General features: G+C 39.1%; 14 protein-coding genes. 5 read left to right on the plus strand and 9 right to left on the minus strand.

Translation table 11 applies throughout. The features are described from left to right. Positions 1-143 precede the first annotated feature (143 nt). Positions 144-1,229, minus strand: a complete 1,086-nt coding sequence (locus BFP75_RS10610) for a tyrosine-type recombinase/integrase (protein WP_099545383.1) — start codon at positions 1,227-1,229, stop codon at positions 144-146. A gap of 258 nt (positions 1,230-1,487) precedes the next feature. On the opposite strand from BFP75_RS10610, the gene BFP75_RS10615 reads away from it, so the two are divergent. The 3 genes from BFP75_RS10615 (at position 1,488) to BFP75_RS10625 (ending at position 3,339) form a co-directional block, all read left to right on the plus strand. Next, on the plus strand, positions 1,488-2,705 hold the full coding sequence (locus BFP75_RS10615; RefSeq protein WP_099545384.1) for a site-specific integrase: 1,218 nt from the start codon (positions 1,488-1,490) through the stop codon (positions 2,703-2,705). A 119-nt stretch (positions 2,706-2,824) separates the two neighbouring features. After that, positions 2,825-3,094: a helix-turn-helix domain-containing protein gene (locus BFP75_RS10620; protein ID WP_099545385.1), complete on the plus strand. Its 270-nt coding sequence runs from the start codon at positions 2,825-2,827 to the stop codon at positions 3,092-3,094. Positions 3,095-3,096: 2 nt separating this feature from the next. Beyond that, positions 3,097-3,339: a hypothetical protein gene (locus BFP75_RS10625; RefSeq protein WP_099545386.1), complete on the plus strand. Its 243-nt coding sequence runs from the start codon at positions 3,097-3,099 to the stop codon at positions 3,337-3,339. A gap of 188 nt (positions 3,340-3,527) precedes the next feature. Here the strand turns inward: BFP75_RS10625 and BFP75_RS10630 are convergent, their stop codons facing one another. From BFP75_RS10630 to BFP75_RS10665, 8 genes are all read right to left on the minus strand, one after another. Further along, positions 3,528-4,133, minus strand: coding sequence for a GIN domain-containing protein (locus tag BFP75_RS10630; RefSeq protein ID WP_099545387.1), 606 nt, complete (start codon positions 4,131-4,133; stop codon positions 3,528-3,530). Between the two features lie 109 nt (positions 4,134-4,242). Continuing rightward, positions 4,243-4,848: a hypothetical protein gene (locus tag BFP75_RS10635; protein WP_099545388.1), complete on the minus strand. Its 606-nt coding sequence runs from the start codon at positions 4,846-4,848 to the stop codon at positions 4,243-4,245. A 62-nt stretch (positions 4,849-4,910) separates the two neighbouring features. Then, positions 4,911-7,262 carry an ABC transporter permease gene (locus tag BFP75_RS10640; RefSeq protein ID WP_099545389.1) on the minus strand — a complete coding sequence of 784 codons (2,352 nt, stop codon included), beginning with the start codon at positions 7,260-7,262 and terminating at the stop codon, positions 4,911-4,913. 78 nt (positions 7,263-7,340) lie between these two features. Then, on the minus strand, positions 7,341-9,758 hold the full coding sequence (locus BFP75_RS10645) for an ABC transporter permease (protein ID WP_099545390.1): 2,418 nt from the start codon (positions 9,756-9,758) through the stop codon (positions 7,341-7,343). A 27-nt stretch (positions 9,759-9,785) separates the two neighbouring features. Then, positions 9,786-12,212: an ABC transporter permease gene (locus tag BFP75_RS10650; RefSeq protein ID WP_099545391.1), complete on the minus strand. Its 2,427-nt coding sequence runs from the start codon at positions 12,210-12,212 to the stop codon at positions 9,786-9,788. 21 nt (positions 12,213-12,233) lie between these two features. Continuing rightward, positions 12,234-14,615, minus strand: coding sequence for an ABC transporter permease (locus BFP75_RS10655; RefSeq protein ID WP_099545392.1), 2,382 nt, complete (start codon positions 14,613-14,615; stop codon positions 12,234-12,236). A 23-nt stretch (positions 14,616-14,638) separates the two neighbouring features. Then, positions 14,639-17,008 (minus strand): ABC transporter permease, encoded by a 2,370-nt coding sequence (locus BFP75_RS10660; RefSeq protein WP_099545393.1) that lies wholly within the window; start codon positions 17,006-17,008, stop codon positions 14,639-14,641. Positions 17,009-17,302: 294 nt separating this feature from the next. Continuing rightward, positions 17,303-18,553 (minus strand): hypothetical protein, encoded by a 1,251-nt coding sequence (locus BFP75_RS10665; RefSeq protein WP_099545394.1) that lies wholly within the window; start codon positions 18,551-18,553, stop codon positions 17,303-17,305. A 127-nt stretch (positions 18,554-18,680) separates the two neighbouring features. On the opposite strand from BFP75_RS10665, the gene BFP75_RS10670 reads away from it, so the two are divergent. Further along, complete coding sequence (locus BFP75_RS10670; RefSeq protein ID WP_099545395.1) at positions 18,681-20,048, plus strand: hypothetical protein; 1,368 nt, start codon at positions 18,681-18,683, stop codon at positions 20,046-20,048. A gap of 333 nt (positions 20,049-20,381) precedes the next feature. After that, the gene (locus BFP75_RS10675) at positions 20,382-20,867 is read left to right on the plus strand and encodes a DUF5004 domain-containing protein (protein WP_099545396.1); all 486 of its coding nucleotides are present in this window, start codon (positions 20,382-20,384) and stop codon (positions 20,865-20,867) included. Positions 20,868-20,877: the final 10 nt, after the last annotated feature.

Genomic DNA, 20,877 nt, shown 5'->3' on the forward strand with positions numbered 1-20,877 from the left:
TTACGCATATCTATTTGCTTATTAGCCATTGTCTTTTTAACAAAAAAAGACCTTTGACTTTTTACAAATAGAATCGACTTTTTTAGTGGTTCACTTTCACCCGTTTTAGGTGGCTCACTTTAGTCCGTTTTGGGTGGTTCACTTTAATCCGTTTTTAGTGGTATACTATGACCGTTTTTTGCATCCTGCTTTAAAAATAGATTATATTGAATTTTGGCCTTTTTGAAGCGCTTTGAAAAATAGTTGCGCCTATTGGTCTCCGTGGTGTCCCATGGACCGACACCCTCAGGGGATACAAGAAAATGGTCGGCATTCGAAAGCTCAAGTTTTTTTAGCTCATCAAGAATCTGGTCGGGGATAATCTTCGTCTTTACCAATTTGTTCTTGGCCCTGACCTGAAGTTCCTTCTGACCGATGTTTATGTCACCTACCTTTAATCGGCACACCTCTATCGGTCTCAGGAAATTATAAGAGATCATTTTTATGAAGAAAAGGAGTTGGGGGTCATTATCCTTTAAAAAGTCATAAAGGCCGTCAACGATATCGAGTGAATAGGTCTTGTTTCGTTTTGGATTGGTCTTTAGCTTTTTGATGTTATGAATAAAGTTCCGTGGGATGATCTCATTGTCCTCCAGGACCGAAAAAAGAGCGCCCAACACTACTTTGGTATTGTTTCGGTTACGGGCACTGGATGTTTTCTGTATCTCGTTAAGATGCCCGTTGACCACTTTTTTGTCGATGTCAAGAATATTTCGTTGAAGAAGGCCATGCTCCTTTAAATAACCTTTGAATCTTCCCAACCGGCTCCTATAATCCCGTATCGAGGTCTCGCTTAAAAGACTTTTTTTAAGCTTTAAGGCAAAGTCAAGTGCGGACTCCGCTGTATAGGCCATAATTTTTCCGTCCACTTTCTCTATATAAGGGGAATATCCGTCCTTCAACATTTGGTGCAGGGCGTCACGAATCAACTGTAAATGGAATAGACGCTCCTTTTTGGCCTTATAGCCCTGGTTGACTTTTAGGGTTATGGATGTTTGGCGTTTTAAAACGGGATTTCCCTTGTCATCTTTTTTTGTGGGATGTTCGAAGGAATAATAAACATACCAACGTTTGGAAAGGTCAAAATCCTCCCCACCATGGTATATTTTTGGCTCTGTAAATTTTTTTTTCAAACCGTGACTGTATGCGGTAGCGTATGCGGTTTGTAAGGTATTAAAAAAATAACCCATTGACAAGAGGTTTAAGAACCTGTTATTCAATGGGTTGTAAAAGTAGCGAGAGGGGGGCACGATCCCCCGACCTCCGGGTTATGAACTCTGAGACAATTGTACCGATATGGTCTTATTTGGTTTGATAATCAATTGTTTATAAGTTATTTACGCATATTTAAATTTATTCAAAAGCCATAAAAAAGCATACAAAAACATAAAATGTTGTACATATGTTGTACATAGATTTTGTATATTTATGTTGTAAAACAAGGGGTTATGGCAACTGTAAAGATAGTATTGCGTAAGAATTATCAAAAGAAAGATGGAACTTTTCCAATTACTTTGAGATTAACAAAAAATAGGAGATCAAAATTCCTTTTTACTGGAGAGTATATTCTTGAAAAGGATTGGGATGAAACTAAAGGTTTGGCGAAGAAAAGTCATCCTAATTCTTCACGACTTAATAATATGTTACTAAAAAAGGTTACCGAAGCTCATGACAAGGCTTTGGAAGTCGAAGCCAATGAAAAAAAACAGTCCGTCACTACAATTGTAAAAAAAATTATAGGGGAGGATAAGTATGACTTCTTCAAAGTGAGCGAAGTCTTTCTAGAAAATCTTTTAAAACGTAAAAAATTCAATCAACATTATAATCAAGAAAAAAGGCTGAATATATTCAAATCATTTTTAGGTCGCAAAAAACTCTCCTTTACAGATTTGGACGTCATGTTGTTAAAAAATTTCAAGGCATATCTTTTATACGAAAGAAAGGTAGCTGAACGGACGGCAGTAAACTATTTGATGCTGATTCGAACCATCTATAATTTCGCACGAAAAGAATACCATGTTGATGATAGAAACTATCCATTTGGTAAGGGCAAAATTCAAATTAAGTTTCCCGAAAGTGAGAAGATTGGGTTGAATAGGGAAGAGGTGCAATTACTTGAAACAGCGGAAGGGTTAACACCAGCCCAACAACATGCGGTCAATACTTGGTTAGTGAGCTTCTATTTTGCGGGTATTCGAGTAGCTGATGTGGTTCAGCTAAAATGGTCAGATTTTAAAGATAATCGGCTATACTATCGAATGGGTAAAAATAAAAAATTGGTTTCCCTTACCGTTCCTGATAAGGCCAAAAAGATATTAGACTTTTATGCAGGTTCGAAAAAGAAAAAGAATAAGAATGATTTTGTTTTTCCATACTTGAAAGAAACCGACCTGAGACAAGAAAAGAAGGTTGCAACCAGAATAAAGACAATAACGAGAAATTTAAATCGTCGATTGGAAATAGCTTCAGAAAAATTGGGTTTCGAAAAGAAACTCAGTATGCATATTGCACGGCACAGTTTTGGGAATATTTCAGGAGATAAAATACCAATTCAAATGCTGCAAAAATTATATCGCCATTCTTCGATTACGACAACAGTGAATTATCAATCGAATTTTATGCATAAAGAAACGGATGATGCTTTGGAGAAGGTTGTAAACTTCTAAAATTGGATTTCATCCTCAAATTTGGCGTTCTGGCGATTTAAGCTTGTTTAAAATCAATAAATTGGTATCTTATTGGAATAAAGCAAATTACAACATCACAAGTTATTCTAATTTAAATTATGCAAGTAGTCTGCCTTCAAGAAGAAGCTTTTTACGCCTTATTTGATAAGGTGGTCGAACATGTCGAGAAGAAACGAAAGGATAAACCTACCAAATGGATCGATGGCGAGGAGGCAATGTTCCACCTTAAAATAAAATCGACTACTACCTTACAAAAACTAAGGGACGAAGGAAGAATCAGGTTTTCACAACCTCAAAAGAAAATCATTCTTTACGATCGCGATTCCATAAATGAGTACATTGAAAAACATGCACGTGAAACTTTTTAATTATGGAGGAGAACTTAAAAGTTGATAAAGATTATCTAGAGGCATTTAACCTTGGCTATGAATTGGCCAAGGAATTGAATCTTAAAACGCCGATGTTTAAGGATTTGAAATCTGAAAACGTCAGAATTATGGCTATTAATAGTGGTATGACCCAGTATCAGTTGGAAATTACCCAAGAAATGAATAATAAGAATACACTTGATTTGGATAAGGATAGTGGAAAGGGATTCGACCTCTCTCTTTAATCATTCTAATTCTACCACAACCTTTTAAGTAATATTACGCAGAGTCAACATTTCATAAACACAATATCTGCTCTTCATTTGATTCTTGCATTAGCATCGTCTTGTGGTCTAAACCGACCCCCTTGTAACAAATCTATTTTTGTAATCGTCTAGATATTGAACTTGAAATAAAATCCATCCGTATAGAATTATAATTTGGCAACACCAATACTTGTGAGCCCATCTGCCGATTTGTTCACTTTTGATGTTTCTAAATTACGGGCTTTGATTTTTCCCATTCCATCCAGCCGTAGGTCAGATTCGTCCGCTTTGCCCGAAAATCTCATGGAACATAATCCATCCAAATCGACTTCCAATCTTTGAACGTCTACTTCAATTTTTCCTCTGATAAGCCCATCGCCTTTTACGCTAAAACTATCGCCCGAGACGGGGTCAATGGAATAAACAGATACCAAACCTTCCACATTAACTCCCTTTAGTTCGGGATGCGTCAAATTTATTTTGATTTTAGGAGCAGAATGGCGTTTTCTAGTACCGCCGTAACGTTGCTTTTCACGAAGTCGTATATACAAGGTGTTGTTTTGAACCGTGATACGATAATCCTCCATTTTTTGCTGATTTCTTGTTTCAAGACTTACCTCGGTCTTGGAACCTTCTTTTAAATACAGACGTATGTTGCCTTCTAATCGTACATTATCAAAGGCTTTTTCGATATTTAAGGTTTCATTATACTGTCCAATGGCACTAAATACCGTTAGGAGCATTCCTACTAATAATAAACTTGCTTTTTTCATGATTGGTTCTTTTCTAAATGGATGAATAATTCTTCTATTTACTATTAAAGAGATGGTTAGTTTTCTGTTTGTTACAGTTATGACCCATTTAATTTGAAATTATATCAACCTAAATTTTCCTGTCTTCCAAATTGATAACCTTACCATCATGGGTAATAGTTTCAACATCTCCTGTTACATTCTTCAAGAAAACATCCCCATCTGAAGTTTGGGCATAGACCTTACCTGTCAAGCCATCCAATTTTATATCTCCATCGCTGGATATGCATTTTTGGTTCGATGTTAATCCTTGCAACAAAATATCGCCATCGGAAGAATACAGGTCCGTGCTGGTTTCCTTTGGTACATAGATTTTAAAATGGATATCTATGGCATCCTTTGAGTTGATATGCCCCTTTTTTACTGTACTTAAAACCCTTATAACAAGAGTGTTCTCGGTTTCTTCAATATCGAATTTCCATTGATTGGCAACTAGACTTTCAATTTCCTTTTTTGTCGATTTTATTAGCTGATTCCTCTTATGTACGACGTAGAATACTTCAATCTCTTTACTGTCATGTGCAATTACTTCAATATCGCTGTCATATGAAGAAACCGTTAGGTTTGCTTGACTATCTAGTTTGTAGGTTTCTACAAAGGAATAATCAAAATCTTGTGATTGCGCAGAAAAGGAAAGTGCAAATACACTTACTAATAAATAAATTGAATTTTTCATGATGAATAATTTTAATGTTCAATTTAAAGACATGGAATATTGAAAAACGTTACAGTAACACCCTAGTCTTCCATTAATGCCGTTACAGGGTTTGAATTGGCCGCCTTTATTGCTTGTGTACTAACCGTAAGAATAGCAACGATTAGGGCTACCGTTCCGGCTCCAACGAAATACCAAAAACTTAATGGTATTTTGTACGCAAAGTCCGATAACCAATCTTTAATCAATAAATACGAAATAGGGAGGGCAAGAAGTATGGCCAACAGAACCAATTTTGCAAACTCACTCGAAAGCATTACCGTAACCTGAGCAGCCGTTTGGCCTAGAACTTTTCTTATGCTAATTTCTTTTCTCCTTCTTTCTGCATTGAATTTTGCTAGACCAAATAAGCCCAAACAAGAAATCAGTATTGCCAGGCCAGCAAAGTATTTTGACAAGGTGGAAACTCTTTGCTCCGCTATGTATTGAGTTTCATATGTGTCGTCCAAAAATTTATAGTCCAGTTGTAATCCCGGATTATACTTTTGATAAAAACTTTGGATATTGGCCAACGCGACTTTCTCTTTACCTGATGTAATCTTGGCCATTGCTATATGCGTCCAAGTGGGTTGAAGAACAAAAAATAATGGCTTTATTTCTTCGTGAAGTGATGCGAAGTGAAAATTTTCCGAAACACCTACAATTTGCAACTGAGTCCCTTGAATTGAAATTTCCTTTCCAACGGGATTTTCCAAACCCATTACGTCAATAGCGGCCTGATTAAAAATAATTTTTGTGCCTTCTGAACCAAAATCCTTAGAAAACTTTCGACCTTCTTTTATTGGGATTCCCAATGTTTCCAGCATACCATAGTTTACAGGGCGCATTTCAAACACGACCTTTTCATCCGAGACTTTTCCTGGCCAATCAAGGTCATTCATGGTATTCACTCCACCGACTATATTTGTGCCGATACTACTGGCATTATCAACGCCCTCAAGATTTTTCATTTCAGATAAAAAGGAATCTAGATTTTCTTCAATATTCTGTTCAATATCGAAATACACTATATTGTCTTTGCTGTACCCAAGATTCTTGTTTTGCGTATACTCTATTTGCTTATAAATGACCATGACCGATACCACTAAAATAATGGACAAAGCAAATTGGAAGACCACCAGACCCTTGCGTGCAAAAAGCTCTCCCCAAGTGCTTTTGAGCGTGCCCTTCATTATTTTGACAGTATTCAATCCGGAAAGGTAGAAGGCCGGATAACTACCCGCTATAAGACCGGTACTGATTAAAATACCACTAATTATAGCCAAATATTGCCCGTCAATTACGAGATTTAATTCCTTTCCGGTAATTACATTGAATTGCGGAATCAACGAGAAAACAATTAACAGAGCGATTAAGAGGGAAATAAGGGTTATGAGCATTGATTCGCCCAAATATTGAACTATAAGCATCTTTCTCTTAGATCCCATAGCTTTTTTAATACCAATTTCCTTTAACCTTTTGGATGCATTTGCCGTAGAAAGGTTCATGTAATTGATACATGCCATGAGCAATATTAGAAATGCTATTATAGAAAACAATCGCACATATTCAATTCTTCCACCAACCTGAACGCCGTTTTCGTATGCCCCGTAGAGATAAGCATCAGAATAAAGTCTAGTTGATACTGAGCGATTATCGTTGTCGCTGTTTGCAGAAATAAAATTTTTGATTTTCGAATTAAATTCAGAAATATTGACCCCCTTTTTCAAAAGTACATAGGCATTCACAATGTTATAATCCCAATTTGTCATCGGGGGGATGATTTCTTTTGCATATTCAGTAGAAAGCGCAAAATCGAATTGCATGGAGGAATTTTGTGGAATATCATCGAATACCCCTGAAACCACAAAGGGATTATCCCTTTGAAAAGCTAGTGTTTTTCCGATTACATTGCCGACGGACCCAAATAATTTTATGGCGAGCGACTTTGATATGACAATCGAGTTGCTTGCCATGAGTAAGTTATTTACATCCCCACTTAAAATCGGGAAGGAAAATACCTTGAAAAAGTCTTTGCTGGCATATAGTCCATTGGTCTTTACTTCTTTATCGTCGACCGTCAATGGCGATTCGGAAATTGCAAATGCACTTGTCTCGTATTCTATTTCTGGAAATTCTTGTTTAATTGCTTCGGATAAAAGCCCGGAGGTACGAGGGTTCATTAGAATTGTACCATCCGTTTTTGCTAATTCGATTACTTGGTAAAGTTGGGAATCATTTTCATGAAACTTATCTACGCCAAGTTCGTCCGATACCCAAAGTGAAATTAACAGGACGCAAGCAAGACCTGTTGAAAGGCCTATGATATTGATTAGAAAAGAACTCTTCTGTCTTTTAATATTTCTAAAGAAAATCTTGATGTTTTGTTTTAGCATGATTTTTTGTCTTTTTGATTGATGTTACTATTACAATTAGGATGTTCTCTATAAAGATGTCCTAAATTCTTATATGTTTCATTCCATTCGCAAACTTTTCACAGGCTGCATCAAAGCCGTATTAATGGCCTGATAGCTTATAGTAAGTATCGCGATGATCATGGCAATAGCCCCTGCAGTTAAAAATACCTGCCATCCAATATCTATGCGATAGGCAAAATCTTCCAACCAACGGTTCATCATATACCAACCAATAGGGATGGCGATAACAATAGAAATCAATATCAACTTCATAAAATCAAGGGTAAGCAATCGATATATACTCTTGAAAGGGGCTCCCAATACTATTCGAATGCTAATTTCCTTTTTTCGTTGCTCTACCATAAAGGCAGACAGGGCAAAAAGTCCCAGGCAGGCGACGAAAATCGCGAACAATGCAAAGCTGTTGAAAATTTTCCCCATACGCTGCACATCTTCGTGCATTTGAGTAAATCTTTGATCCAGAAAACTATAGCTTAAAGATTGGTTTGGTACGTTACGATCCCAAATTGCTCCAATGGCGGCCAAAGATTCCCCGATGTCGCCGGAACGAATTTTTACTGCAATCGTTCCAAAGTCGATACCTATTCGTAAGGCAACAGGAGTAATATTCTCTTTCAGGGATTTAAAATGGAAGTCCTCGACAACACCGACAACGGTCCATTGTTGGAAGTTGTTATCAATTTGTCTTCCAACGGGGTTTTTAAGCCCAAGGTCTGAGGCCATTTTTTGATTGATAATTATAGAACTCACGGAATCGGAAGCAAATTCCCTAGAAAAACCCCGGCCTTCCACTATTTGCATACCCAAGGTTTCGAGATAGTCGTAGTCCACGCGCCAAGTTTGGCTCAAAACACCGCCATTTTCACTTCCCTCGCCCAGAAGGGTAAATGTAGTCTGATCCCGTTTAGAGCCGTCAACGGGCAAATAATCGCTTCGAGAAACTTGTTGCACCTGTGGCAGTTGCAAGAGTTGTTCTTTAAAATTATCGGACTTGTTCCCCAAGACATTTGCACTTTCCAAAATCACGACCTGCTCTTTGTTGTAACCCAGTTCTTTCTTTAAGATAAAATCCATCTGTTTATAGATAATTATCGTTCCAATAATCAGGATAACCGATGTTGCAAACTGAAAAACGACCAACCCGCTTCGTAGCCTGCCACTTTTACCGCCAGCGACCAAACTCCCCTTTAATACGTTAACGGGCCGAAAGGCCGAGAGGTAGAACGCAGGGTACAGACCGGCAATTACTCCGATAACTAAAGCGGAAATGAATAGAACAGGAATAAAAGCCCAAGCCGCCCAAGGTATTTCAATCGTTTTTTCGGCAATGGAATTGAATAGGGGAAGTAGCAGCCATGCCATTGCCACTCCGAGTATAAAAGATAGCAGGCTCAATAAAACCGACTCCGTTAGAAATTGGGCCATAAGATTGCTCTTGAAAGCACCTACGGTCTTGCGAAGACCGACTTCTTTTGCCCTGTTTGCGGATTTTGCAGTGGACAAGTTGATAAAGTTGATACAGGCCAAAATCAAAATAAACCCTGCTATGGCAGCAAAGAGCCATACAAAACGGAGGTCTCCGTGTTTTAAACCATCGGCCATTTCAATATCCGATTTTATGTGGATATCCTTTATGGGCTGCAATCTGTATTCGATGGTTTTAAGAACTTCTATAAAAGAAGCGTCCCTGCCTCTTTGAATCTGGGCAGGGATTACATAATTCTCTAGGATAGAGCGCATTTTGTGCTGCAATTCCCCCACATTGCTTTTTTTATCCAAAAGGATATAGGTAAAGTAGTTTTGCGATGTCCAACTAAAATTGGTGTCCTCTATCGGGATCAGAAAATCGAAATCGAGATGTGAGTTATTCGGAAAATCGGGCATCACACCTGTTACCGTGTATGGTCTGGAAGCGTTATCGTCCAGAATCAAGGTTTGCCCCAAAGCTTTTCCATTGGGAAAATATTTTGCCGCCTTAGACTCTGAGATGACTATGTTTCCCGGGCTTGTCAATGCCTCCTTGGAATCTCCTTGCACCAACGCGATTTCCAATATTTCGAATATGTTCTGATCGCCATAAATGAAACCCTCTTCAAAGATGTTCTGGGTCTCCGTGCCTGAACGGAAAGCCCTTTTGCCACCGGAAGAAAGTGCGGACCCGAATATTTTACCTGCCTTTTCGATTTCGGGAAAATCTGCTTCAAGGGTCTGTGCCATGGGCAAGGGGAAATGGGTGCTTTTTTTCATTTCTCCATCTATTTCGGCCTGCAATACAACCCTGTAAATTCGATTTGCATCGGCGTAGTGCCCATCGTAGCCAAGCTCATCTTTTATGAAGAGCGCAATTAACAGACAGGCGGCGATTCCCACGGCAAAACCACCGATTTTTATAAAAGTAAAGAGTTTTTCTTTTTTAATACTCCGCCAAGCTATCTTTAGATGATTTTTGAACATGATTTATTTTTTCGATTGATGATGATTTTATTCGGTCCGTAAGCTTTTTACAGGGTTGGCCGTAGCTGATTTTAACGATTGAAACCCAACGGTCAAAATGGTGATAATCAATGCAAAACCACCTGCCAACACAAATACCCACCATTGAACATCGATATGATACGTGTAACCTTCGAGCCAGTTCTGTATGAAATAATACGCAACGGGCGTTGCGATCAAAAAGGCGATGCCGACAAGTTTTAAAAAGTCTTTGGTCAGTAGCTGTACCACCGAGTTAATGCTGGCCCCCAATACTTTTCGTATTCCGATTTCCTTTTTCTTTTGTTCCGCCACATAGGACACAAGCCCGAATAAACCGAGACAACTGATCAAGATGGCCAAAAAAGCGAACACAGTTGCTATTTTTCGCAATCTTTTTTCCTCTTCATATAGCTTTCCTACCTCTTGGTCGACAAACCCATACGTAAAGGGTGTATCCTTTACGGTCGCATTCCATTTTCCCTCCAGATTGCCCAATAACTGTTGATAGTCATCGGTTTTCGTCCGCAACAACAACCAAGCAGGGTCGTTGTTTCTCATCAACATCAGGGGCGCTATTTTTTCCTTAATGGTCATATAGTGGTAGTCCCTTGCAACACCTACAATTTCAAATTCCAACGTTTGATCATCGAAAGTCTGTAAAATTTTGGATCCCAAGGCCTTGTGCTCCGATATGCCGAATACTTTGAGCGTTGCTTGATTTACAACAATTTGATTTTCATCCCCTTCTCTTAGATCGCGGCCCAAAATCAAGGGGATATTCATGGTATCAAAATAACCTTCACTGATCCGGTTAAGTTTTACCAACGTCTTGTTTTCGGGGTTTGTTCCGGGCAGGTGCAATCCTCTATCCATTAAAACCGCTTCAGATGGAGCATATCCCGATCCAGTGACCTGAGTCACTCCGGGAACGGTTAAAAACTCTTCCTTCAGGGCATTGAAATCACTAGGACCACCTGTTTGGTTAAGTCGAACGGTTATTAGGTTTTCTTTATCAAAACCAAGATCTTTGGTTTGGGCGTAGTGAAACTGTTGCGTTACCAAAATCACCGCCGCGATCAGGGCTATCGATATTACGAACTGAAAAACGACGAGTGCCTTGCGAAAATTTCCGTTCTCCGACTGTAAGTTTATCGTACTCTTGAGCACCTGTATCGGCTTGATGGAAGAAAGTATCAAGGCCGGGTAAATGCCCGAGACAAACCCTGTTATAGTGCCAAGGCTTACCAAAAGCAATCCTATTTTCCAGTTGAACAGATCAACATAGGTCAACGCTCCCTGTGTGAGTTCATTTATAAAAGGCAATAACATCACGGTAAGGGGAATACTGATCAGTATGCCGATAAACGAAAGCATTAGCGATTCTCGTAAAAACTGCCACACCAACGAATTTCTGGCAGCGCCGACCACTTTACGGATACCTATTTCCTTGGCCCTTTTATTGGCCCTTGCCGTACTGAGGTTAATGAAGTTTACGCAGGCCACAAGTTGGATGAACACGGCCAACGTTAGCAAGAAGTAGAGGTATTTTATGTCGGAGACATTGTCTATCTGATACTTTATGCCTTTGGAATGAAGATGTATATCGGTAATGTTCTGTAATGTCAATACCTTTCTGATTCCGCTATCCACAAGATCTTTTTCCCCTCTGGCCGTCAAGAAGCTCGCTAATTTCTTTTCAACACTTTCCCCGTTTACCGCAGGATTCAATTTTATGTAATTGTAAGCAAAGTTTTCCGTAGCGAAGTTGTTAACCCCTCTCACAAAATCCCCAAAGCCCGGAGTATTTAGGCTGACGATATAATTTGGGTTTAAATGCGACTTGTTACCCTCATCGAAAACCCCGGAAACGGTAAGGACCATAGGATTCTCTCCTGACCCCCACATGATGTTTTCGCCAAGGGCTTCCTTACTCCCGAAAAGTTTCTTGGCCAGGGATGAGGAAAGGACTATATCAGTGGGTTCGTCCAAAGCGGTCTCCTTGCTACCTTCCACAAATTTATAGTCGAAGACCTTGAAAAAGGTAGAATCGGCCATATAGGCCCTTTTTTCGTAGGCTCCTTTTTGTTCATTGGCCGATCTAATAGGGTTTGTAAAGAATAAATCCATAAGAATGACCCTCGTAGCCTCCTCCACCTCCGGAAAATCTTCCTTTAGGGCAAACGCGATCGGAGGAGATGAAGTTGCCGATACAATGTCATCCGTGTTTTGTTGGGATCCATCAAAATAGGATGTTATTCTATATATGGATTCTGCATTCTCATGATGTTGATCATACCCCGTTTGGTCAAAAACATACAGAAAAATGGCCAGACAACATACGGTACCGACCGTTAATCCCAGTAAATTAATTATGGATTGCTGCTTGTTCTTGGTCAAGTTCCTCCAAGCGATTTTTAAATGGTTCTTTAACATGTTTCTTGTTTTTTGATGACTCTATTCAGTTCGCAAGCTTTTGACTGGATTGGCATTGGCAGCTTTTAGCGCCTGAAAACTTATTGTTGCCAATGCGATTAGAATGGTCAATATTCCCGCTATGACAAAAACTGTCCACCCAATGTCGATTCTATATGCGAACTGCAAAAGCCAATCTCTCATGAGATACCAAGCAACAGGGGAAGCTATTAGAATAGAGAGCAATACGAGTTTTATAAAATCTGACGATAACAACTTTAAAATCCCGAACGAGGAAGAGCCAAGAACCTTTCTAATACCTATTTCCTTAATACGCATTTCCGTATTGAAAGCCGCAAGGCCAAATAGGCCGAGGCACGAAATAAAAATAGCCATATAAGCAAAATACCGGGCGAGGCTTAGAATACGCTGTTCAGAAAGATACTGAGCTTCAATGGTCTGATCCATAAATGCGAAATTGAAGTTAAACCCCGGATTGTACTGATCGTACATTTCCTTGATGCTTCTTATAACTTCGCTCTCGGCCCCCGGCTTGATCCGTACCATAGCTTTTTCCAAATTCTGCGGAGTGTACCTAAACACAATGGGAGAAATGGGCTGCATTACCGAAGCGGTGTGAAAATCCTTCATAACCCCAAGGATCGTTTTGTCTTCACCCCATAGTTTGACCTTGGCACCGACAGGATCTTTTAGTCCCATGAGACGTATGGCTTCTTCACTGAACAGTAAATACGATTCGGGAGCACCCAGATTCTGTGAGAACCCCTGTCCTTCGGCCATTTCAATGTTCAGTGTATGGATTAGTTTTTCATCGATTCCACGTAAAACAAAATCGATATTGGCCTCGTCATCACTACCGGACCAATTAATGCCATAGGTTGACGAACCGCCGTCTTCCCGTACAATCGTTTCACTTATTCCGCCTGCGCTTACAACCCCATCAATGGTTTCCAATTGGCGAAAGAGCAATTCCGGGTTTTGAAAGGCCTTGCCCTCGAGATCCAATTGAATCAGGTTTTCTTTTTCATATCCCATAGGTTTTGTAAAGGCATAGTCGATTTGCCGGCCAATGACCAATACCGATATGATCAATACCAACGATACCATAAATTGAAATACCACCAATCCCTTTCGGATAAACAATTCGCCCCACTTTCCTTGAAACTTGCCTTTTAGGGTTGCCAACGGACTGAACCCTGAGAGATAAAATGCCGGGTAACTGCCCGAGATCAATCCGGTTAAAAATGCCACAAGAAGAGCGATCAAAATATCGTTCAAACCGACCTGAAAACCAAGTTCCTTTCCGGTAATGAAGTTAAAGGCCGGAACAAGCGCCATGACCAAAACGAAGGCGACCAACAACGAAAGGAAGGTCAGGAACAGGGATTCCACCAAAAATTGCACGACCAGATTTTTTTTGGTACCGCCAACGGTCTTTTTGATGCCTATTTCCTTGAACCTTCTTGAAACACGCGCTGTGGACAGGTTCATAAAATTGATACAGGCAATCAACAGTACCAATACGGCAATGAGGGAAAATAACTTGACATAGGTAATTCTTCCCCCATTTTGAATACCGTTTTCATAATTGCCCTTCAGATAGGCATCGGAAAATTTTCTGGTAAAGAGACTGTAATAGGTTTCCTTATCGTATTTGGCTATGAATTTTTCGATTTTTTTATCAAAGCCCGCAATAGCAACATTCGGCTTTAGCAGGACATAGGTATCGGGGCCTTCATTACCCCATACTTGGCCATTGGTCCATAGGTCTTCCAACAATTTTTGCTTCGTGGCCACATACTCGAATTTTAGTGTAGAATTGTTGGGCGGATTCTCGAACACTCCCGTTACCTTGGCAATCAATTTTTGGCCAAAAACATCATATTCCACCTTTTGATCAATAGCCTTTTCTACAGATCCATATAGCTTTACCGCAAAATTTTCGGAAATTACAATAGCATCCTTATCCAATAGTGCTTTGGAAGGGGATCCGTAAATCAATGGAAAAGTGAAGACTTCGAAGAAAGATGTTTCGGCGAACAACCCTTCCGTTTTGAACAGGTTTTCCCCGTTTTTGAAAGTGATACTCGTTCCTAATTTTCCCAGATTCATGACCGTAACGGCCTTCTCCACTTCCGGCAAATCTTTCTCAAGGGCATCCGCAAGAGGGCCTTGCGTGGACTCATGGATCCTGATCTCACCATTTTCGGTACTCTTTTCCATTATCTGGTAAAGGCGCTCATCATTTGTGTGGAACTTATCGACCATAAGTTCGTCCGATATCCAAAAATAGATGAGGAAGGTACCGGCCAGGCCGGTAGAAAGCCCTAAAATATTCAACATTGAAAACATAGGGTTCCTTTTGAGGTTCCGCCAAGCTATTTTAAGATGGTTTTTTAGCATGATTTTTCAGTTTAATTGATGAACTATTCAGTCCGTAAACTTTTTACGGGATTGATTATTGCGGCTTTGATGGCATGAAAACTTACGGTCAAAAGTGCAATGAAGAATGCGGAAGCCCCTGCAAAAGCGAACATCCACCATTGTATATTTATTCGGTAGGCAAAATCTGTTAGCCAAGAATTCATGACCAACCACGCTAGGGGAGTTGCGATAAGAAAAGCGATGCCAACCAACTTTAAAAAGTCTTTGGATAGAAGACCAACGACACTCATGATGGAAGACCCAAGAACCTTACGAATTCCTATTTCCTTCTTCCTTTGAAGTGTGCTATACGCGGCGAGACCCAAAAGACCCAAACATGATATTAAAATAGCGAGCGTAGCAAAATTCAAAAATAAGTTCCCGAAACGTTCCTCGGTTCTGTATTGACGGTCAAAAAATTCGTCCAAAAAATAATAATCGAATGGCTCGCTGGGTACGATGGTCTTCCATTTTTCTTCGATAGATGCAACAGTTTTTGTAATGTTCTTGGATGCTAGTTTTACGGTCAAGAGGCCTGTTCGATTCGGTTCTATTCTCAAAGTCAAGGGTTTGATATTTTCCTTTAATGATTTAAAATGAAAGTCTTGTACAATACCAATTACCCGGCCTTTACGGCCCCACTGCTCGAATTTGGCCCCTAAAGCATCACTTGCAGATTGGTAACCTAGTAATTTCACCGCAGTTTGGTTAATGACCATGGCGTCGGTAGAGTCGGTCGGATAATCCCTTGAAAAACCTCGGCCTTCGATAACTTTCATATCAAATTGGGAAATAGCGTCAAAATCAACAAAATATAAATCTATATCCAATATTTGTTGATCTCCGTTTATATTCTCGATTTTTGAATATGCAACTGGATTATCGCCTCCAGGAATGCTTGAAACCAAACTCGTCGATTTTACCCCTGATAAAGCATCTATCGCATCTTTTATCTCTTTTTTCGGGTATGATAAGACTAAGGTCTGCTCCTTGTCAAAACCCAATTCTTGATTTCTCATGTAGTCCATCTGATTATAAATGACGATTGTACCAATAATCAATGCAATGGAAATGGAAAACTGTACTACAACCAATCCTTTTCTGAGCATCACTCCTCTGACACTCTTAGAAAAGCTTCCTTTTAAGACGCTGACCGGCCTGAATGAAGTCAATACAAAGGCAGGGTAGATTCCTGCCAATAATCCAATGCCCAAGGAGATCGCCAGTAATATGAAAATATGGTTAAGAGATATTAGAGTAGCTTCATTTACTGTTTTACCCGCCAGTTCATTAAAGTAGGGTAAAAGTAGTGTCGTCAATATGAGGGTAATCAAAAATGCAAAAAAACTGACAATCAACGATTCACCGATGAACTGAAATCCTAATTGTCTCTTCCCAGCACCTATAACCTTTCTAATACCCACCTCTTTAGCCCTTTCAACTGAACGGGCGGTGGTCAAGTTGATGAAATTTATACAGGCAATCAACAAGATAAAAATGGCAACTAGAGAGAATATGTAGATATTATCTATGTTTCCGCTGATTTTTCTATACCGATCAGATTTTAAATAGACATCCTTAAAAGGTTCTAAAAAAAGTGAGACATTTACATTAAGTTCTTTCATGCTCTCCCCATCGTTTCTTTCCAAAAAACCTGGAAACTTTGTGGCCAATGTCTTGGGGTCTGCATTCGGCGATAGTAAAACATACGCATCGGGGTCATACCAATCCCATTTGTTGTTCAATTCTTTGTCAAGGTCTTCTGTAAAAGTGGTCATTGACAAAATCATATCGGCCTTGATATGTGAATTTTCAGGAATTTCTTTCATCACTGCGGTCACCTTGGCCAAAAAACCATCATCCAATATTTTAAGGGATTTCCCTACAGGATTGGTATTTCCAAAATATTTCTTGGCGGTAGTCTCCGAAAGAACAATACTATAAGGATCAATAAGTGTATTTTCTTTGTCGCCCGATAAAAGTTCGAAATCGAACATTTTAAAAAAGTCGGGATCAACAGCTAAAGAGTTGGCTTCATTGTAGTTTTGCTGCTCATTGTTTACTAAAATATTCATTTCCATAATTCTAACGGCAGATTCTACTTCAGGAAACTCAAGTTGCATATTTGGGGGGACGGCCCAAGCTGGCTCGCTATTATGGACAAGGCCTGTGGGGGTTTCGATATCGGATACAACCCGATATATTCTGTCCGATTTGGAATGAAAATTGTCATAACTAAGCTCAAAACCCACATAAAGAAGTATCAAGAAACCAGCGGTTAAACCAATAGCTAAACCTGCTATATTTAAAAAAGAAAAACCTTTATGTTTCCAAAGGTTTCTTAAGGCGATTTTCAGATAGTTCTTGAACATTGTAATCGTTTTTTGATTAGCAAATAGACTGTGTTGGCTTGAAGATGTTATAGAATTTCTATACCTATATTTATGCCAAGAATATAACTATCACGAAATCAATAATATATGATAATTTATTTTTAGGATTCTATTCTAATATGTAAAATATTTTGACGGAAAGTGTCCAATTTTTTTACGACGTTGATGAGAGGAATTGGTAATAAAAGGGGAGGACAAAGGAAATCAACATATATCTTCTTTAGAATTGGGCTTCAAAAAGTTTTATAAATGCCCCCGTTCGGTGGAAAAGTTTTAGAAATCAGAAGTATATACAACTTCATTTCCCTTTTTAAAAACCAAATTTTTAACCGAACCAGCTCCTTCGAATTGAATTGTAATCCCTTTAATCTTTAGAGCAGGTTGAGGTACCATCACTTGATAGACGGAGTTTCCATTGATTAACATTTCAAGTTGTTGATTCCTTGAAATACACTGTAATTCAACATATTCCGTAAAATCAACCCCAAAGCCTGAAAGATCATTTTTTTTACCATCCAAGAATTCTTCAAAGGTCATTAAAGTCAATTCGGAGATACATCCTTTTTTGGATAAGGGAATGCCAATTGCCCCTCCATCATATAAAATATAGACCACTGCTCTCTGACATGCACCGCTTAACCCTTCTTTAAAATCATTTTTAATGGATGTGATCATTTCAAAATTATCTGTATACAATTCTCCAAAATCTTTTACCTGATAAAGACCGACGACTACTTGAGCAGTTCTTGGATCTAGATTATGGGACCACACAGTTTCGGGATGGATGGCAATTGTATTCTCTTTTAGGATGTCCGATTTGTTCAAATAAATAGGGCGAGTTTCCTGCTCGATCATACCCAACCAACCATCAGTTGGTATAAAAACATCATTTTCTTTTACAATGGAATCATCTATTACCAATTTTGATTTGAAAAAACCGGGGTGGTAGTAGATGCTGGTCGCAACACTATCATCCTTGTTAATGGTGATTCGCTTCGTTTCGTCCCAATATTGTTGTATCTCGATTTTTGAATTTTCGCCTGCGGCTCTGGCATCATAATCAAAAACGACCGAATTGGGAATTCCAATGCTTACCGATCTACTTTCAAAAACAAAATCATCGGGATCATAGGCTTTCTCTTTTTGCCTAATGATTAAAAGGATTGCCAAACCTATGACCAATAACAAAATGGGTGAGCCATATTTTATCAGATTGCCCTTATTTGTTTTTACTACTTCCTGAGGCTTAACGGAATTGTTACTATTAAGAAAAGTTCTCCAATCCTTAAATCCGACATACTTGGCCAAGGCATTTAACGTGGTACTATTCGGCTTGGAATCATAATAGACCTTTCCGCTTAGTCTTTTCAGTGTCGATACACTCAATAATGTTCCGGTAGATTGCTGAATGGCCTCGCTAAGGATTCTAAAATCATCGGTATTCCACGATTTAAGCAATCCTCTATCGAGCTTTCTCTCAATAAGCTCAAAACAATGGACGATATTTTCTTTAAACTCCTTCATCTATGCGGTATTGGCAGGCGTGAACAAACATGAACGGACATGAACATCCTATTTCTTAGAGGTTATAAAAACAGTCCTAATTTTGAATGTTCGTTAATCAAATCTAATTAAAAAGTAAATTTTTATCATGAAAACCAGTATTTATAAGTTTTTAATCGTCGGCATGGGGTCTATTCAGTTCTTAAGTGCTCAGGAAAGTCAAAAAACCCAAAAACGCCAAGAATTTCCTTTTACCCATCAGAACTGGAAAATTGAAAATGCTGATGGATCGCAGGGAGAAATTAAGATCGTTACTTTTAAGAACAAATCCGGGATAAAGCTAGAGCCCAACCAAAAAGTACTTTTAAAAAATAAAGAATTTAAGAACTTTATTCTTGAATTTTATTGCAATGGACTGTCCGGTCCCGGACTCGGATTTAGGGTGCAAGACAGGAACAGTTATGAATACCTTTATCTCAGACTGGGTCTGAGCGGTAAAAAAGATGCCTTGCAGTATATTCCGATATACAATGGGAGCCTACCTTGGCAATTGTACAATTACCCAAAATACGAGGGGAAAGCTGTATTTCCGCGGGAAAAGGTGGCCACTTTGCCAATTGACTTGAAAAGCGAACTTATCCAAGGAAAGGCAGGCAATGAATTGAGAAGTTTTTTATTGGAGAAGGGTTTTTCATTTTCACAAGAATCGGAAATAGCCCTTAGCGATGACATAAACTATATTTATGATCCTAATGAGGCAAAAGCACTCCTTTTTGAGGAAGTCGATGACGATATCGTGTTTCTAGATCCCCGAACCTGGATTCATGTAAAGGTCGAGGTTAAAGGGGATACAGCATCATTTTACATCGACGATGTAAAAACGCCGGCGTTGGTTGTGGAGAATTTAAAGCGTGACGCAATGGTTGGCGGTATTAGCCTGATAGGCGATGGTGCGGAGGTCTATTTTGCGGATGTATCCATTAAGGAAATAAGAAGTGGTCGAAAAACTGAAGAGTACGTCGCTAAAGAAAAGCTTCCATCCGAATATTTGACCAAATGGAATGTTTCTGAAATGTTTGCCAAAGACTCAGTTAATTTTGTGTCGCAAGTTGATTCGCTAATTCAGTATGAAGACAAATTTCGAGCGGTCGAAGCGGATTCGGACGGTTTAATAAATATCAGCCGATTCTACGATGACATGACTAAGACAGTAGTGTTGACTTGCAATTTGATTTCGGATGCTGATAAAACAGTTCAACTCTATTTTGACTATGCCGACCATCTCGTGTTACTTTTAAATACGGAAGTCCTTTTTGATAAAGGAATGAATTTTCAACCACCACCAGAAAAAGGAGAAGAGGGACGCGTATTCGTAAATGATGAAAGCGTAGAGCTTAGTCTTAAAAAAGGAACAAATCGATTAACTTTTATGCTTTCTGCCGACAATCGTCAAAAATTTAATTGGGGGTTTGTTGCCAAACTAGAGGAGAATTTGGAAGGTATAGTCGTAGAATAATACTATTGATTGAAACATCTTGATATAATTTAAGTCCTCCTTATTTAGCCTACTGCGTAATTGGTATTGTTAACTTTTTACCTACCCCTGCGGCAGTTGGAAAAGCCCTTCGACTCCAAGACTTCCCGAGCGGTCACGCTACGCTGGTCCGCACTCGGTCGTCTTTCCATCACCGGTTTTCCAACAGCCTCGGAGCCGCGTATAAAAGCAAGGAGGGCGAAAAAGCCCTCCTTCCATTTATCTTGCCAACACGCAATTTATTCCCTTATTTCTTGTTTAAATTATTGGTGTTCAAAATTTTATATTTGTAAAAAGTACTAAATCACAATTTCAATGAAACTAAATGCTATCATTTTACTGGTTTTTCCTATGCTGCTACTTTCATCATGTAAAAATGACGATGATGCGGTTGCCGAGTCAGATAGGAGCCAAGCATTATTGGGGCAATGGGAATATACAGCCATTATGACCGATAAAGCTGTGGACATCAATGGCGATGGAACAGTCAATATTGACCTTTTTAACACTCAAGAAATTCGACAATGCCTCAAGGATAACCTTACTTTTTTTACTGAGATGGGCGAAATGGGAAAAGGTGCTTATGCCATCAATGAAAATGGACTTGCCTGTGATGAGCAAGATCCTTTCTCAACCATTGAGGAGGATAGCTACGAGCTTAAAAATAACTCAACCATTGAGTTCGAAATCCGAAATGAAATGCGAATTCAAGAACTGACGAAAACTAGACTGGTCGTTGAAACGAATGATAATTTAGGAGATGAAGATGTTATCGTAACGATTACATTTAAAAAAAGCTAACAACTAGAAA

Source organism: Maribacter sp. 4G9, from assembly GCF_002742265.1.
Lineage (GTDB): Bacteria > Bacteroidota > Bacteroidia > Flavobacteriales > Flavobacteriaceae > Maribacter.